The organism is Bacillus sp. VA13, from assembly GCF_055710085.1.
In genome coordinates this window covers 889,625-905,232 of record NZ_JBVQPP010000001.1, presented here as the reverse complement: position 1 = coordinate 905,232, position 15,608 = coordinate 889,625, and the positions used below count along the sequence as shown (strand labels likewise).

Sequence of the window (15,608 nt, the reverse complement as noted above, 5' to 3'; positions counted from 1 at the left end):
CCTGGCTTAAACAGGTGCTGTTTTTTCTCATCATATGATGATCTTTGCTATAATTGTTGTGAAAATAAATAAGGGAGTGATCAGAATGGCAAAAAGCCGAGCGAAAAAGAAGCGGGAGCATCTGCTTAGAAATGGCGGACGTGACGTCATATTATCAAGAGGCAGTACACCATCGTTCAGCACACATGAAAGAATGGCAAAAAGCAAAAAAGAGATTTTGAATAAACGGAAGCATAAGAATCCTTATGATCATACGGCAGTTGATGATAAGGATTTTTTTGTGCTCCAAAAAGCCGCCTAGCATTCTTCTCTATCGTTTCTTTTTTGAAAAAGGGCATGTTTTTCCGTTTCTTTCATACAATCTATTAAATCAAATCACTAGAGCGGGCGGGAGGAAACGGTATGCGAAAAATCTCTTATAAGGACATGTTTCTCCGACATGTCAAAGATCATCTCTCTCTTTATATATTTGTCTCAGTCCTGTTTTTCATGGGTGTCATCTTTGGCGCGATTATTGTCAACAGCATGACCATCAGCCAGAAAGAAGATTTATACTACTATTTAAGCCAATTTTTCGGACAGCTTTCGGATGGAAAACAGGCAAGTTCATCTGATATGTTTGGGCAAAGTATCTTTCATAATGCAAAGTATTTAGGGTTGATGTGGATATTGGGAATTTCCGTTATTGGGATGCCGATTATTTTTATCATGATCTTTCTAAAAGGCATCGTCGTCGGCTTTACTGTCGGGTTCCTTGTCAATCAGATGGGAGTCAGCGGTTTTTTCTTATCCTTTGTCTCCGTTTTGCCCCAAAATGTGCTGCTGATTCCGGCTTATCTCATTATGGGCACGTGTGCGATTGCGTTTTCTTTAAAGTTAATCAAGCAGCTGTTCGTGAAACGAACCCTTCATGACGCGCCGATTCAGTGGTTCGGGCGGTATGCCTTTGTGCTTCTGGTCATTCTGTTTTTAGCGCTGATCTCATCACTCTTTGAAGCATATTTATCTCCAGTTTTAATGGAAAAGCTTACATCGAGACTTTTTTAAAATGATTATTAAGAGAAAATCGTTTTATTTATCAGTTTATAATAATTATAGTTGGAACTCTGCGCGTATTTTGTTATAATGAGTCATGGAATGCGGCGTAGGAGGGAAAGACATGGAAAACCGTATTGATCGAATTAAGAAACAACTGCACTCATCCAGCTACAAACTTACGCCTCAGCGTGAAGCGACAGTAAGAGTGCTGCTTGAAAACGAAGAAGACCATTTAAGCGCAGAAGATGTATACCTCCTCGTAAAAGAGAAATCTCCTGAGATCGGTCTCGCAACAGTATACCGTACGCTTGAATTATTAACTGAATTAAAAGTCGTTGATAAAATTAACTTTGGAGACGGCGTGTCCCGTTACGACCTTCGGAAAGAGGGCGCAGCTCACTTTCATCACCACTTGGTGTGCATGGAGTGCGGAGCCGTTGATGAAATTGAAGAAGATTTGCTTGAAGACGTGGAAGAAATCATTGAACGTGATTGGAAATTTAAGATTAAAGATCATAGATTGACGTTTCACGGCATATGCCACCGCTGTAACGGAAAAGAAACTGAATAAACGGTGCCGAGCGCGAACCTTTTCTCATGGGGAAAGGGTTTTTTGCTGTTTCTATGTATAAAACCTTTCTGATTTGGCATATGGTTTAAATAACTGGAACCATAGGGAAAGGATCGATTAGGACATGGGAAGATTCCTAAAAACAGCTCTCGATGCATTGAAAGTTTTCATCCTGTTTACCGGTTTTACCGCTCTGTTCTATTATGCTATGATATGGGTGAATCAAGAGTATGAAAACTATCATCGGTACGATAAACCGGAAGGCTCCGCTGTAAAAGTTGTTGAAATGGATCAGGATGAAAAAGGCGGATGGTTCGACCGGTTGATCTTTTTTTACCAAAACGGGGAGTAGATCAAGAGTGAAAGATCAAATAAAGGATTTCATCCACTACGTCATGGTAGAGAGAGGGCTTTCCCAAAACACGGTGGTATCCTATGAACGTGACTTGAAAAGCTATTCTCTCTATTTAACAGAAACCCTTCATGTTACAGATTGGAATCACATAACCCGCATACATATTATCCAATATTTAAAGCACTTGAAGGACTCGGGGAAATCCGGCAAGACATCGGCGCGGCATTTGGCATCGATTCGCTCTTTTCACCAATTTCTGCTCAGGGAAAAGGTGACGGACAAGGATCCTTCCGTTCATATCGAAACACAAAAGACCGAACGGGCGCTTCCGAAGGTGCTCGCGCTCAATGAGGTCGAGCGATTATTGGACACGCCTAAGCTGACAAGCCCTTTCGGCTATCGGGATAAAGCAATGCTGGAGCTGCTTTATGCGACAGGCATACGAGTCAGTGAGATGATTGAATTGAAAACGGCAGATGTTCATTTATCCATGGGTTTTGTCCGCTGCTTTGGGAAAGGAAGAAAAGAACGGATTGTGCCAATCGGTGAAGCTGCCGCTTCCGCTATTGAGGAATATATGACAAAAGCCAGGGGAAAACTGTTAAAGAACAATGTGTCTGACGCTCTCTTTTTAAATCATCACGGCAAACAGATCAGCCGCCAGGGATTTTGGAAAAACCTGAAGAAAATCGCGCTGGAAGCTGGGATCAAAAAAGAGTTGACCCCGCATACCCTCAGGCATTCCTTTGCGACCCATCTGCTTGAGAACGGTGCTGATCTTAGAGCGGTGCAGGAAATGCTCGGCCATGCGGATATATCCACGACGCAAATTTATACGCATGTGACGAAAACAAGGCTGAAGGATGTGTACAAGCAGTTTCATCCGCGCGCCTAGCCGCAGGTGGCTGCGGCTTTTTTGTTTAGGGCGACAGAAAATATTGAAGTTTCTCATTATTTCCGAATGCATTGTCAACGGGAATGAAAACGGTTTATACTTGAGTTGTCTGACCTCTTAGCGATACAATAGACGTATAGAAAAAAAGGAGGCTTTCAGGAGATGCCTGCATACAAATATAATCGTGTGTTTTTAATTGTGATGGACTCAGTCGGAATCGGCGAAGCGCCGGATGCCGCTGACTTTAATGACGAAGGCGCCAATACGCTCGGGCATATTGCCGAGCATATGAATGGATTACATATGCCGAATATGGCAAAACTCGGCCTTGGTCTCATCGGAGATATCAAAGGTGTAGAAAAAACAGAACATCCGCTTGCGTATTTTGGAAAAATGCAAGAAGCGTCTAACGGTAAAGATACCATGACTGGCCATTGGGAGATCATGGGCTTGTATATTGATAAACCGTTTAAAGTGTTCCCGGAAGGCTTTCCTGATGAACTGCTTCAGGAGCTGGAAAAGAGATCTGGACGCAAAATTATCGGAAATAAGCCGGCTTCCGGCACAGCGATTTTGGATGAACTTGGCCAGGAGCACATGGAGACAGGGGCTTTAATTGTATACACATCTGCTGACTCTGTTCTGCAAATTGCCGCTCACGAAGAGGTTGTGCCGCTTGAAGAGCTGTACCGCATTTGTGAAACGGCGAGAGAGCTGACGCTTGATCCGAAGTATATGGTAGGCCGCATTATCGCACGGCCGTTCGTCGGAGAGCCGGGACAATTTAAACGGACACCAAACCGTCATGACTATGCGCTTAAGCCGTTTGACCGCACTGTCATGAATGAATTGAAAGACAGCGGCTTAGATGTGATCTCAATCGGAAAAATCTCTGATATTTATGACGGAGAAGGCATTACATCTTCACGGAGAACAGTTTCCAATATGGACGGAATGGACAAGGTGATCGATACGCTGGGAGAAGACTTTACTGGTCTGAGCTTTGCGAACCTTGTTGATTTTGACGCTTTATTCGGACATCGCCGTGACCCAGAGGGCTACGGGCGTGCGCTTGAAGAATTTGATGCACGTCTTCCGGAAGTGTTTGAGAAAATGAAAGAAGACGATCTGTTAATCATTACAGCTGACCACGGCAATGATCCGATTCATCACGGGACAGACCATACACGCGAGCACGTGCCGATTCTTGCTTACAGCAAAAAACATAAGAAAGCGCAAATGCTGCCGCTTGCAGATACATTTGCTGATATCGGTGCAACGATCGCTGATAATTTCCAAACGAATAAACCGAAATACGGGAAAAGCTTTTTATCTTTATTACAATAGGGGGACTGTTTCTTGAAAGACAGAATCGAACGCGCAGCCGCTTTTATTAAGAAAAACCTGCCGGAATCTCCGAAGATCGGCCTTATTTTAGGCTCAGGTCTTGGTATTTTGGCGGATGAAATCGAAAATCCGGTCAAGCTGAAATATGAAGACATACCTGAATTCCCGGTATCCACTGTTGAGGGACATGCTGGCCAGCTTGTGCTTGGCACCCTTGAAGGAGTTTCCGTCATAGCTATGCAGGGCCGTTTTCATTTTTATGAAGGCTATTCAATGGAGAAAGTCACTTTCCCTGTACGCGTGATGAAAGCGCTCGGCGTGGAAGCATTGATCGTGACAAATGCCGCTGGCGGTGTCAACACTGAATTCCGTGCGGGAGACTTAATGATCATTACTGACCATATCAACTTTATGGGAACAAACCCGCTGATCGGGCCAAATGAAGCCGATTTCGGCGCCAGATTTCCAGATATGTCTTCAGCCTATGACAAAGACCTTTCTAGCTTGGCTGAAAAAATTGCGAAAGACCTTAACATTCCAATTCAAAAAGGCGTGTATACCGCTGTGACAGGACCATCTTACGAAACACCGGCAGAAGTCCGTTTCTTAAGAACAATGGGTTCTGACGCAGTCGGCATGTCTACTGTTCCGGAAGTCATTGTGGCGAATCATGCAGGAATGCGTGTCCTTGGCATTTCCTGCATCTCTAACGCGGCAGCCGGAATTCTGGATCAGCCTTTAAGTCACGATGAAGTAATGGAAGTGACGGAAAAAGTAAAAGCAGGATTCTTGCAGCTTGTAAAAGCAGTCGTCGCTCAGTACGAATAAAAATGGAGTGATAGCAAGATCAAAAGACAGCTGTGTCTGATATGACGCAGCTGTCTTTTTTTATGCCCAAAAAAGATACGAAACATTTTCCATCAGTGGCGTATAAAACCATCCGGCTTGGAAAAAATAAAAAGGATTATGAAATGGAGGGCTTTTGAGATGAAACGTCTTTTATCCACTTTGTTGATTGGTATAATGCTACTTACATTTGCACCGTCTGCATTTGCAAAACAAGACGGAAAAGGCACATCGGAGCTTGCTCATGAAGCGAAGTCTGCGGTGCTGATAGAACGTGACACGGGAAAAGTGCTTTACAACAAGAACAGTAATGAGAGACTGGCGCCTGCAAGCATGACGAAAATTATGACGATGCTTTTAATTATGGAAGCTTTAGATGAAGGCAAAATCAAAATGAGTGATAAGGTCCGTACGAGCGAGCACGCGGCTTCAATGGGAGGCTCGCAGATTTTCCTTGAACCCGGTGAGGAAATGACTGTCAAAGAAATGCTGAAAGGCATCGCAATCGCATCGGGAAATGACGCTTCCGTTGCGATGGCTGAATTCATTTCCGGCTCTGAAGAAGAATTTGTGAAGAAAATGAACAAAAAAGCAAAAGAGCTGGGCTTGAAAAATACATCCTTCAAAAACCCGACCGGACTGACCGAGGAAGGACACTACAGCTCTGCGTATGACATGGCAATCATGGCTAAGGAATTATTGAAATACGAATCAATAACGAAGTTTACCGGCACGTATGAAGACTATTTGCGCGAAAATACAGATAAAAAGTTTTGGCTTGTCAATACGAATCGGCTTATCAAATTTTATCCTGGCGTAGACGGTGTAAAAACAGGCTATACAGGAGAGGCCAAATATTGTCTGACAGCTTCAGCTAAAAAAGGAAACATGCGGGCCATTGCGGTTGTGTTCGGAGCGAGCACACCTAAAGATAGAAACGCGCAAGTGACAAAGATGCTTGATTTCGCTTTTAGTCAATATGAAACACATCCTTTATATAAACGAAATGAAATAGTAGCAAAAGTAAAGGTCAAAAAAGGCAAACAAAAATTTATCGAACTCACTACTTCTGAGCCGATTTCAATATTGACGAAAAAAGGCGAGGATATGAAAAATGTAAAAAAAGAAATCAAATTGAATGACAATGTAAGTGCACCTGTTCAAAAAGGCCAAGAGCTTGGGACACTCGTTCTGAAAAAGGATGGAGAAGTGCTCGCTGAAAGTCCTGTTGCTGCTAAAGAAGATATGAAGAAAGCCGGGTTCATAACATTCTTGAAGCGGACGATGGGAGACTGGACAAAATTTAAATAATTATGCCGAATGATCACTAGTTTTGTCACGGTGAAGGAATTCATTCCGTCGAAATCGAAACACTCATTATCCGATCATATCAAGGAGGAATGAGCATGAGCCTTGGAATTGACATGCATGTCAAAGAATCTGTGCTTTGTATTCGATTAACAGGCGAACTCGATCACCATACGGCTGAAACCCTGAAACAAAAAGTGACTCAATCATTGGAGAAGGATGATATTCGCCATATCGTGCTGAATCTGGAGGACCTTTCCTTTATGGACAGCTCGGGGCTTGGCGTCATTTTAGGAAGATACAAGCAAATTAAGCAAATTGGCGGTGAAATGGTCGTTTGCGCTATCTCTCCTGCGGTGAAGCGGTTGTTTGATATGTCGGGTCTGTTTAAAATTATCCGTTTTGAACAATCTGAGCAGCAGGCGCTGCTGACGCTGGGGGTGGCATCATGAAAAACGAAATGCATCTTGAATTTTCCGCCCTCAGCCAGAATGAATCGTTCGCCCGTGTCACAGTTGCTTCGTTTATTGCCCAGCTTGACCCGACAATGGACGAACTGACCGAAATCAAAACAGTCGTGTCAGAGGCTGTGACGAATGCTATTATCCATGGATATGAAGAGAACTGTGACGGAAAAGTTTACATTTCAGTGACGCTGGAAGATCATGTCGTATATATGACCATTCGTGATGAAGGCAGGGGCATTACAGATCTTGAAGAAGCCCGCCAGCCTTTATTCACGACTAAGCCTGAGCTTGAGCGTTCTGGAATGGGCTTTACTATTATGGAGAATTTCATGGATGATGTCAGTATCGATTCATCACCTGAGATGGGCACAACGATTCGCTTAACAAAGCACTTATCAAAAAGCAAAGCGCTTTGTAATTAAGGAGATTTGTTATGGATGTGGAGGTTAAGAAAAACGGCAAAAACGCTCAGCTGAAGGATCATGAAGTAAAGGAATTAATCAAACAAAGCCAAGATGGCGACCAGCAGGCAAGAGACCTCCTCATAGAAAAAAACATGCGTCTTGTTTGGTCTGTCGTACAGCGGTTTTTAAACAGAGGATACGAGCCTGACGATCTCTTTCAGATCGGCTGCATCGGGCTGTTAAAATCTGTGGACAAATTTGATTTAACCTATGATGTGCGTTTTTCAACGTATGCAGTGCCAATGATTATCGGTGAAATCCAGCGTTTTATTCGTGATGACGGAACCGTAAAGGTGTCAAGGTCATTAAAAGAGCTCGGAAACAAAATCCGGCGCGCGAAGGATGAGCTTTCAAAAACACTAGGCAGAGTGCCGACGGTGCAGGAGATCGCCGACCATTTGGAAATTGAAGCAGAAGATGTCGTACTCGCCCAAGAGGCGGTAAGGGCTCCGTCTTCGATCCACGAAACCGTTTATGAGAATGACGGAGATCCGATTACCCTGCTTGATCAAATCGCTGACACCTCAGAAGAAAAATGGTTTGAGAAGATTGCGCTGAAAGAAGCGATCAGCGATTTGGAGGAAAGGGAAAAACTAATCGTCTATCTCAGATATTATAAAGACCAGACGCAGTCCGAGGTGGCTGAGCGGCTTGGGATCTCTCAAGTTCAGGTTTCCAGGCTTGAAAAGAAAATATTAAAACAGATCAAGGTTCAAATGGATCATACGGATAGCTAGTCTGCAATGCAGGCTAGCTTTTTTGTGTGCAAAAGCATGGTAATTTATGGTCTTTTCGAGCGGATGAATGAGAACAAAATCGAACCACATACTACATATATAACCACCGAAAGATGGTGATCAATGATGGAACGACGTATATTTATCCGACTTCGCCACAGGGTGCTGGCCCATCCGGGAGATATCATCACGGTTGGAGATGCCGCGCAAATTGAAGGACAGCTTCAGTTGAAAAAAAAACTGTCGGCTATGCCGCTTTATCAGGTGAGCGAAAAAGATAAAAATATTGTAATTCTGGATATCATACAAGTCCTCAAAGCCATTCATTTACAAGATCCGACACTTGATGTTCAAACGGTAGGAGGAGCAGAAACCATTGTTGAAATTCAGTATCGGAAACGGCAGTTATCAACGGTTCTGTTTATCGGTGTCTGGCTGCTTCTGTTTATCGGATCGTGTCTTGCCATTATGAACTTTCATGAGGATGTAAGCATGAGAGATGTTCATATCGCACTATATGAAATCATAACCGGAGAGAGAAATGACTATCCATATTTGCTTCAAATCCCATACAGCATCGGTTTGGGACTGGGGATGATTGTGTTTTTTAACCACATATTTAAAAAGCGCCTTAATGAAGAGCCCAGCCCGCTGGAGGTTGAGATGTTTAACTACCAGCTTGATCTCGACCAATATGTGGCCATGCATGAGAATCAAGAAACAATAAAGGACTTGCATGATCGTTAGTGTATTGTTCATTATTTTTGTCGGGCTCGGCGGAGGCATCACGGTAGGGGCTGGCTTCGTTGCTTTTTTAACCGTAATGGGAATCATTCCGCGGCTGATGCAGCTCACCAAAACGATGAGATTTGTTCAAGCTTATGAAGCGGCTGTTATTCTTGGCGCGGTATGCGGGGGATGGGAGACGCTTCATATGAACCATCTTTTTTTAACAAAATGGATTGCCGTGCCGGTCGGGCTGCTGGCAGGTTTGTTTGTCGGGATGCTTGCAGCTGCCCTTACAGAGGTTTTAAATGTCTTGCCGATTTTAGCAAAACGAATCGGACTCAGAAGTAAAATCATTATTCTCTTAATGGCCATCGTGATTGGGAAAATCGCGGGATCTTTATTTCACTGGCTGTATTTTATTGATCATTCATAAGGAGGTTTCAAGATGACAAACATAAAAGAAAACTACAAATCAAAAGTGAAAACATATCAGCCTAAGCCGCCTTACGTCTGGAACTGTGTAAAAGCCTTTCTGGTAGGCGGTCTGATCTGTGCGATCGGGCAAGGTCTGCAGAATTTTTATATCCATTTTTTTGATTTTAATGAAAAAACAGCGGGAAATCCAACGGCGGCAACACTGATATTAATTTCAGCCCTGCTGACCGGGTTCGGTATCTATGACAGAATCGGACAGTTTGCAGGCGCCGGTTCAGCTGTACCGGTCACAGGTTTCGCCAACAGCATGGCAAGCGCGGCTCTTGAATATAAAAGCGAAGGGTTTGTGCTCGGAGTAGCGACAAACATGTTTAAACTGGCGGGAAATGTCATCGTTTTTGGTGTTGTGGCTGCTTACATCGTCGGAATGATTCGGTTTGCTTTTGAGAAACTGATGTCATAGGAGGAGAAGAAAATGAAATTAACAGGAAAGCAAACCTGGGTATTTGAACATCCCTTATTTGTCAACTCGGCGGGAACGGCAGCCGGACCAAAGGAAAAAGACGGGCCGCTCGGCTCTTTATATGATAAAACCTATGACGAGATGCACTGTAATCAAAAAAGCTGGGAAATGGCTGAACGCCAGTTAATGGAAGATGCTATTACTTCAGCGCTTCAAAAAAATAATCTGACAAAAGATGATATTGATCTATTGCTGGCAGGCGACTTGCTGAATCAAAACGTGACGGCCAACTATGTGGCAAGACACTTGAACATTCCGTTTCTTTGTATGTTTGGCGCCTGTTCAACATCAATGGAAACAGTGGCTGTCGCATCAGCCCTAGTTGACGGCGGGTTTGCGAAGAGGGCGCTCGCTGCCACCAGCAGTCATAATGCCACAGCGGAAAGACAGTTTCGCTATCCCACAGAATACGGAGGCCAAAAACCGGACACTGCCACCTCTACTGTCACCGGAAGCGGAGCAGTTGTCATCAGCCAGACACCGGGTGATATCCAAATCACAAGCGCGACTGTCGGAAAGGTTTCTGACTTAGGAATTACAGATCCGTTTGATATGGGATCGGCCATGGCTCCGGCTGCAGCTGATACGATTAAGCAGCACTTTAAAGACCTCAACCGGACAGCGGATGACTATGATCTGATCCTGACAGGTGACCTATCCGGCGTCGGATCTCCCATCGTAAAAGACATCTTAAAAGAAGATGGCTATCCGGTCGGCACAAAGCATGATGATTGCGGGCTTCTGGTTTATACGCCGGATCAGCAGGTCTTTGCCGGAGGGAGCGGCTGCGCATGTTCAGCGGTCGTTACTTACTCTCACATTTTTAAGCAGCTGAGAGAAGGAAAATTAAACCGTGTATTTGTCGTGGCGACCGGGGCGCTGTTAAGCCCGACAATGGTCCAGCAAAAAGAAACCATCCCGACCATCGCCCACGGGGTTGTATTTGAGCGTGCAGGAGGTGCATCTTAACATGGATTACCTTTTGGCTTTTGTATGCGGCGGGGCCATTTGTATTGTTGGCCAGCTGCTGTTAGACGTATTTAAATTGACGCCAGCCCACGTCATGACGTCCTTTGTCGTTATAGGGGCGATTTTAGATGGTTTCGGCATTTACGATAAATTTATTGAATTTGCCGGAGGGGGCGCCACTGTTCCGATCGTCAGCTTTGGCCACAGTCTTCTGCATGGTGCCATGCATCAGGCGCATATACACGGATTTATCGGGATCGGCATGGGGATTTTTGAGCTGACATCTGCCGGTATCTCAGCCGCCATTCTCTTCGCCTTTCTCGTAGCTGTTATTTTCAAACCGAAAGGATAATGTCAACATGACAAAGCGAAAGGTCATACTGGTAACAGACGGGGACGTGTATGCCGCTAAAACAATTGAATACGCCGCAAGCCAAGTGGGAGGCCGATGTATTTCACAATCAAAAGGCAACCCTTCCATCCGCAGCGGCGCGGAGCTTGTCAAGCTGATCACCTCTGCACCGTATGATCCTGTCTTTGTCATGTTTGACGACTCGGGCCTTCAAGGAGAGGGTCCGGGAGAAGCCGCTCTTACCTATGTCGCCACCCATCCGTCAATTGAAGTGCTCGGTGTGATTGCGGTCGCGTCAAAAACCCATCAGGCAGAATGGACCAGAGTTGATGTAAGCATTGACCGCAATGGAGAAATAACAGAATACGGCGTGGATAAAGTCGGAGAAAGGGAATTTGATGAACACAGAATGAGCGGAGATACTGTCTATTGCCTTGATAAACTTGATCTCCCGCTTATTGTCGGTATCGGGGATATCGGCAAAATGGGCAGAAAAGACGATATCTCAAAAGGGTCACCAATCACCATGAAAGCGGTCGAGTTTATTTTAGAAAGGAGCGGGTATCATGCCGGACCAAAAGGAAGAGAAAATCCGGGTTTATCGAGATCCAGCCAAAAATGAAGCGTATTTTAAAAATCGGGTCGGAATGGGAATTAGCTATGATGTGGGGGTTCGCAAGCTTAATATCTTAGACAAGGAAATACAGCTTTACTATCTGAATGGATTATCCGACACCGCTTATATCATTCATTTAATGAGAGAACTTGTTTTCATTAACAATCGGGATGAGGATCCAGATAATCTGGTTGATATTGTCGAAAACAGGCTTCTTAATGCCCAGGTTGAAAAAGTAAAAACGCTGGATGAAACAACTGACCAAGTGCTGTCCGGATTAGTTGCAGTCATTGTTGAAGGCGCAGGCTTCGCATTTATTATTGATGTCAGAAGCTATCCGGGCAGAAATCCGGAAGAGCCTGATACAGAAAAGGTGGTCAGGGGAGCCAGAGACGGATTTGTTGAGAACATCGTCGTCAATACGGCGCTTCTCAGACGGCGGATCAGAGACGAACGTCTTCGCATCAAGATGACAAAGGTTGGCGAGCGATCAAAAACGGACCTGAGTATTTGTTATATAGAAGATATTGCAGATCCGGATCTGGTTGACATCGTGGAAAAAGAAATTGCTGCCATTGATGTTGACGGATTAACAATGGCAGACAAAACAGTAGAGGAATTTATCATTAAACAAAGCTACAACCCGTACCCGCTCGTCCGCTATACAGAAAGGCCGGATGTGGCGGCTAATCATGTACTTGAAGGCCATGTCATCATTATGGTTGATACATCACCGAGCGTGATTATCACCCCGACGACTTTGTTCCACCATGTTCAGCATGCTGAAGAATACAGGCAGGCGCCTGCAGTCGGCACTTTTTTAAGATGGGTAAGATTCTTCGGTATCATTGCATCCACTATATTTCTTCCGATTTGGTTTCTCTTTGTCCTGCAGCCGGACCTGCTTCCTGAGAATATGGAATTTATTGGTTTGAATAAGAATACGCATATTCCGATCATCCTGCAGATATTCTTAGCTGATTTAGGGGTCGAGTTTCTCAGAATGGCTGCCATTCATACCCCGACAGCTTTATCTACGGCGATGGGTATCATTGCCGCTGTGCTGATCGGACAAATTGCCATTGAGGTCGGCCTGTTTTCGCCAGAGGTTATTCTTTACGTTTCACTTGCAGCAATTGGAACCTTTGCCACGCCTAGTTATGAATTAAGTTTGGCAAACAAAATGGGCCGTCTCACTCTCATGATACTCGTTGCTATATTTCATGTAAAAGGGCTCGTTATCGGATTTACAGTGTTAATTATTGCCATGGCCAGCATCAAATCTCTCCAGACACCGTACTTGTGGCCGCTGATTCCCTTTAACGGCAAGGCACTGTGGCAGGTGCTGATCCGTACAGCAAAACCTGGTGCAAAAGTAAGACCAAGTATCGTTCACCCAAGAAATCGCTTAAGACAGCCTACCAATTCATAATCGCATTGAAACTGCCTGAAGAGTATGATAATGTATGTCTTAATTATGAAGGGACAGCCCATAAAACTGTCCTTTTCACCCATAAGCGGAGAAAGAGGGAATGACATTGTTCTTACATGGCACAAGCAGACAAAATCAACATGGGCATTTAGAAATCGGAGGTGTGGACGCTCTCTATTTAGCAGAAAAATATGGTACACCTCTTTACGTATATGATGTGGCTTTAATACGTGAGCGTGCTAAAAGCTTTAAGCAGGCATTTATTACTGCAGGGCTGAAAGCACAGGTGGCATATGCGAGCAAAGCGTTCTCATCAGTTGCAATGATTCAGCTCGCTGAGGAAGAGGGACTTTCTTTAGATGTTGTGTCCGGGGGAGAGCTTTATACAGCTGTTGCCGCAGGCTTTCCGGCAGAACGCATTCACTTTCATGGGAATAACAAGAGCAGGGAAGAACTGCGGATGGCACTTGAGCATCGCATCGGCTGCATTGTGGTGGATAATTTCTATGAAATTTCGCTTTTGGAAGACCTATGTGAAGAAACGGGACATTCCATCGATGTTCTTCTTCGGATCACACCCGGAGTAGAAGCGCATACGCATGACTACATTACAACTGGTCAGGAAGATTCAAAGTTCGGTTTCGACCTTCATAACGGACAAACTGAACGGGCGATTGAGCAAGTATTGCAATCAGAACACATTCAGCTGCTCGGTGTCCATTGCCATATCGGTTCGCAAATTTTTGATACGGCCGGTTTTGTGTTAGCCGCGGAAAAAATCTTCAAAAAACTGGACGAGTGGAGAGAATCATATTCGTTTGTATCCAAGGTATTGAATCTTGGAGGAGGTTTTGGCATCCGTTATACGGAAGACGATGAACCGCTCCACGCAACTGAATACGTTGAAAAAATTATCGAAGCTGTGAAAGAAAATGCTGCCCGTTACGGTTTTAACATTCCGGAAATTTGGATCGAACCGGGACGCTCTCTCGTGGGAGACGCGGGCACAACCCTTTATACGGTTGGTTCTCAAAAAGAAGTGCCGGGCGTCCGCCAGTATGTAGCTGTAGACGGAGGCATGAACGACAATATTCGTCCTGCACTTTATCAGGCTAAGTATGAAGCTGCGACAGCCAACCGTATCGGAGAAGCGCATGACAAAACGGTTTCGATTGCCGGAAAGTGCTGTGAAAGCGGCGATATGCTGATTTGGGATATTGACCTGCCGGAAGTAAAAGAAGGCGATCTTCTTGCTGTTTTTTGTACAGGCGCTTACGGATACAGCATGGCCAACAATTACAATCGAATTCCGAGACCTGCCGTTGTATTTGTAGAAAATGGCGAGGATCACTTAGTCGTGAAGCGAGAAACATACGAGGATATTGTGAAACTTGACCTGCCCTTTAAAACGAGTGTAAAGCAATAAAAAAGCGCCGATTTCTCGGCGCTTTTTCTTATTTGAATATAGAAACAATCGCATTCCAGATAGATACGAAGAAATCAATGACTTTCTGGATGAAGTTTTTGCCCTCATCTGATTCTATGAATTTCGTAATCTTATCTTTCGCTTTATCAAGCTGGTCACCGACCTGTCCCCAGTCGATGTCAACATTTTTCATTTTATTGAATAGGGAGACAAGCTGATCTTTTTGGCTGTCTGTAAGTGTGACGTTTAAATCAGAAGCTGCATCGTCCACTTGTTTTTCAATGTCAGCTTTATTGTCAGGCACACCGTTTTTAGCAAACTCTTCTTTGATTTTTGCAATCAGCGCAGCTGCATTTTCGTTACCGATTTTGTCTCCAAGCTCTGATGTCGTAACAAGCTCTTGGTTGGCTACTTGCTTAACATCTTCCGAGATCGCTTCATCAGAAGAAACTTCATACGCCTTAATCAATCCAGTTAAAGCCGCAGTCCCGGATACTTCAAACGGTGCTGTAACATACACCTTCGCATCTTTAACACCGGCAGTCATCAGCGCATTCAGGTACATTTCATCTGTAATGCCGCTGATATTATGTGTTTCAACATTCAGTCCAGAGCCTTTTTTGGCAATGGTTATCGATGATGAAGAAATCGCTCTTGATCCGATTTGAGCGCTCGATATATATTTTCCTAAATATTCATGTTCTTCCTTATTGGTCACAGTTACCGTTGTGGCATTATCAGGGACATTCATTTCATCAAGCACTTTTTGTTTATCAGATTCTGATAAATCAGCACCCAGTGTTACAATGACATCTCCAACTGCGGCATCCGCGAGACTGACTTTTGGAATCGTCAGCAGCAAAACGGCCGCCGCCAGCATTCCAATCCATATTTTTTTCAAAGCAGTTTGACCTCCTTCAATTTCACAAGCAGCTATAGAGCTGCTTTGCGAGGACCTGAATCATGGTGAAAATACAGTTCCGTTAGGTTAGACGGAGATAAAGAGATCCAGGTTTCATTTTTATTTTTTTGTAAAGCCGGGAGATTCGTTTTCCCCCGAAAGGTGTGGTATAATAGCCGCGACAAGGAGAGACAGGC

Annotated in this window: 20 protein-coding genes; 19 read left to right on the top strand and 1 reads right to left on the bottom strand. The window is 44.4% G+C overall.

From position 1 onward, the window contains the following. The first annotated feature begins 85 nt into the window (after positions 1-85). From AC0C66_RS04560 to lysA, 19 genes are all read left to right on the top strand, one after another. Entirely contained in the window at positions 86-301 is a 216-nt protein-coding gene (locus AC0C66_RS04560; protein WP_072183676.1) for a hypothetical protein, read from the top strand. A 101-nt stretch (positions 302-402) separates the two neighbouring features. Continuing rightward, on the top strand, positions 403-1,047 hold the full coding sequence (gene spoIIM / locus AC0C66_RS04555) for a stage II sporulation protein M (RefSeq protein WP_472973502.1): 645 nt from the start codon (positions 403-405) through the stop codon (positions 1,045-1,047). 112 nt (positions 1,048-1,159) lie between these two features. Beyond that, positions 1,160-1,609, top strand: coding sequence for a ferric iron uptake transcriptional regulator (gene fur / locus AC0C66_RS04550; protein ID WP_003223972.1), 450 nt, complete (start codon positions 1,160-1,162; stop codon positions 1,607-1,609). A 124-nt stretch (positions 1,610-1,733) separates the two neighbouring features. After that, on the top strand, positions 1,734-1,961 hold the full coding sequence (locus tag AC0C66_RS04545; protein WP_003223970.1) for a YqzK family protein: 228 nt from the start codon (positions 1,734-1,736) through the stop codon (positions 1,959-1,961). A 7-nt stretch (positions 1,962-1,968) separates the two neighbouring features. After that, positions 1,969-2,859 (top strand): site-specific tyrosine recombinase XerD, encoded by an 891-nt coding sequence (gene xerD / locus AC0C66_RS04540; RefSeq protein ID WP_472973501.1) that lies wholly within the window; start codon positions 1,969-1,971, stop codon positions 2,857-2,859. A gap of 162 nt (positions 2,860-3,021) precedes the next feature. Continuing rightward, entirely contained in the window at positions 3,022-4,206 is a 1,185-nt protein-coding gene (gene deoB / locus AC0C66_RS04535; protein ID WP_472973500.1) for a phosphopentomutase, read from the top strand. A gap of 12 nt (positions 4,207-4,218) precedes the next feature. After that, positions 4,219-5,034, top strand: a complete 816-nt coding sequence (locus AC0C66_RS04530) for a purine nucleoside phosphorylase I, inosine and guanosine-specific (protein WP_014114270.1) — start codon at positions 4,219-4,221, stop codon at positions 5,032-5,034. A gap of 159 nt (positions 5,035-5,193) precedes the next feature. Beyond that, on the top strand, positions 5,194-6,363 hold the full coding sequence (gene dacF, locus AC0C66_RS04525; RefSeq protein WP_041520991.1) for a D-alanyl-D-alanine carboxypeptidase DacF: 1,170 nt from the start codon (positions 5,194-5,196) through the stop codon (positions 6,361-6,363). Positions 6,364-6,458: 95 nt separating this feature from the next. After that, positions 6,459-6,812 (top strand): anti-sigma F factor antagonist, encoded by a 354-nt coding sequence (gene spoIIAA, locus AC0C66_RS04520; RefSeq protein WP_003223957.1) that lies wholly within the window; start codon positions 6,459-6,461, stop codon positions 6,810-6,812. Continuing rightward, positions 6,809-7,249: an anti-sigma F factor gene (gene spoIIAB / locus AC0C66_RS04515; protein ID WP_003223955.1), complete on the top strand. Its 441-nt coding sequence runs from the start codon at positions 6,809-6,811 to the stop codon at positions 7,247-7,249. Before spoIIAA ends, spoIIAB begins: the two co-directional genes overlap by 4 nt. Before the next feature lie 11 nt (positions 7,250-7,260). Next, entirely contained in the window at positions 7,261-8,028 is a 768-nt protein-coding gene (sigF, locus tag AC0C66_RS04510) for an RNA polymerase sporulation sigma factor SigF (RefSeq protein ID WP_472973499.1), read from the top strand. A 126-nt stretch (positions 8,029-8,154) separates the two neighbouring features. After that, positions 8,155-8,775: a stage V sporulation protein SpoVAA gene (gene spoVAA / locus AC0C66_RS04505; protein ID WP_003223950.1), complete on the top strand. Its 621-nt coding sequence runs from the start codon at positions 8,155-8,157 to the stop codon at positions 8,773-8,775. After that, positions 8,765-9,190: a stage V sporulation protein SpoVAB gene (gene spoVAB, locus AC0C66_RS04500; RefSeq protein WP_014114266.1), complete on the top strand. Its 426-nt coding sequence runs from the start codon at positions 8,765-8,767 to the stop codon at positions 9,188-9,190. The genes spoVAA and spoVAB overlap by 11 nt, the downstream gene beginning before the upstream one ends. Before the next feature lie 12 nt (positions 9,191-9,202). Continuing rightward, complete coding sequence (gene spoVAC, locus AC0C66_RS04495) at positions 9,203-9,655, top strand: stage V sporulation protein AC (RefSeq protein WP_014114265.1); 453 nt, start codon at positions 9,203-9,205, stop codon at positions 9,653-9,655. 12 nt (positions 9,656-9,667) lie between these two features. Continuing rightward, a complete protein-coding gene (spoVAD, locus tag AC0C66_RS04490; protein WP_014114264.1) occupies positions 9,668-10,684 on the top strand; it encodes a stage V sporulation protein AD in 1,017 nt (338 codons plus the stop codon). Between the two features lies 1 nt (position 10,685). After that, positions 10,686-11,036, top strand: coding sequence for a stage V sporulation protein AE (spoVAE, locus tag AC0C66_RS04485; protein WP_003236718.1), 351 nt, complete (start codon positions 10,686-10,688; stop codon positions 11,034-11,036). Positions 11,037-11,043: 7 nt separating this feature from the next. Further along, positions 11,044-11,658: a stage V sporulation protein SpoVABEA gene (gene spoVAEA / locus AC0C66_RS04480; protein WP_072183502.1), complete on the top strand. Its 615-nt coding sequence runs from the start codon at positions 11,044-11,046 to the stop codon at positions 11,656-11,658. Beyond that, positions 11,603-13,084: a spore germination protein gene (locus AC0C66_RS04475; protein WP_041520989.1), complete on the top strand. Its 1,482-nt coding sequence runs from the start codon at positions 11,603-11,605 to the stop codon at positions 13,082-13,084. The genes spoVAEA and AC0C66_RS04475 overlap by 56 nt, the downstream gene beginning before the upstream one ends. Before the next feature lie 106 nt (positions 13,085-13,190). Beyond that, complete coding sequence (gene lysA / locus AC0C66_RS04470; protein WP_072183508.1) at positions 13,191-14,510, top strand: diaminopimelate decarboxylase; 1,320 nt, start codon at positions 13,191-13,193, stop codon at positions 14,508-14,510. Between the two features lie 28 nt (positions 14,511-14,538). Here lysA and AC0C66_RS04465 read toward each other — a convergent pair whose 3' ends face one another. Further along, a complete protein-coding gene (locus tag AC0C66_RS04465) occupies positions 14,539-15,411 on the bottom strand; it encodes a DUF1002 domain-containing protein (RefSeq protein WP_014114262.1) in 873 nt (290 codons plus the stop codon). Between the last annotated feature and the right edge of the window lie 197 nt (positions 15,412-15,608).

Coding starts and splice junctions, on each gene's coding strand:
- AC0C66_RS04475 (WP_041520989.1), top strand. CDS start 11,603: ATGCCGGACCAAAAGGAAGAGAAAATCCGGGTTTATCGAGATCCAGCC.
- AC0C66_RS04560 (WP_072183676.1), top strand. CDS start 86: ATGGCAAAAAGCCGAGCGAAAAAGAAGCGGGAGCATCTGCTTAGAAAT.
- sigF (WP_472973499.1), top strand. CDS start 7,261: ATGGATGTGGAGGTTAAGAAAAACGGCAAAAACGCTCAGCTGAAGGAT.
- spoVAA (WP_003223950.1), top strand. CDS start 8,155: ATGGAACGACGTATATTTATCCGACTTCGCCACAGGGTGCTGGCCCAT.
- spoIIM (WP_472973502.1), top strand. CDS start 403: ATGCGAAAAATCTCTTATAAGGACATGTTTCTCCGACATGTCAAAGAT.
- dacF (WP_041520991.1), top strand. CDS start 5,194: ATGAAACGTCTTTTATCCACTTTGTTGATTGGTATAATGCTACTTACA.
- spoVAEA (WP_072183502.1), top strand. CDS start 11,044: ATGACAAAGCGAAAGGTCATACTGGTAACAGACGGGGACGTGTATGCC.
- fur (WP_003223972.1), top strand. CDS start 1,160: ATGGAAAACCGTATTGATCGAATTAAGAAACAACTGCACTCATCCAGC.
- spoIIAB (WP_003223955.1), top strand. CDS start 6,809: ATGAAAAACGAAATGCATCTTGAATTTTCCGCCCTCAGCCAGAATGAA.
- spoIIAA (WP_003223957.1), top strand. CDS start 6,459: ATGAGCCTTGGAATTGACATGCATGTCAAAGAATCTGTGCTTTGTATT.
- spoVAB (WP_014114266.1), top strand. CDS start 8,765: ATGATCGTTAGTGTATTGTTCATTATTTTTGTCGGGCTCGGCGGAGGC.
- AC0C66_RS04545 (WP_003223970.1), top strand. CDS start 1,734: ATGGGAAGATTCCTAAAAACAGCTCTCGATGCATTGAAAGTTTTCATC.
- spoVAD (WP_014114264.1), top strand. CDS start 9,668: ATGAAATTAACAGGAAAGCAAACCTGGGTATTTGAACATCCCTTATTT.
- spoVAC (WP_014114265.1), top strand. CDS start 9,203: ATGACAAACATAAAAGAAAACTACAAATCAAAAGTGAAAACATATCAG.
- spoVAE (WP_003236718.1), top strand. CDS start 10,686: ATGGATTACCTTTTGGCTTTTGTATGCGGCGGGGCCATTTGTATTGTT.
- deoB (WP_472973500.1), top strand. CDS start 3,022: ATGCCTGCATACAAATATAATCGTGTGTTTTTAATTGTGATGGACTCA.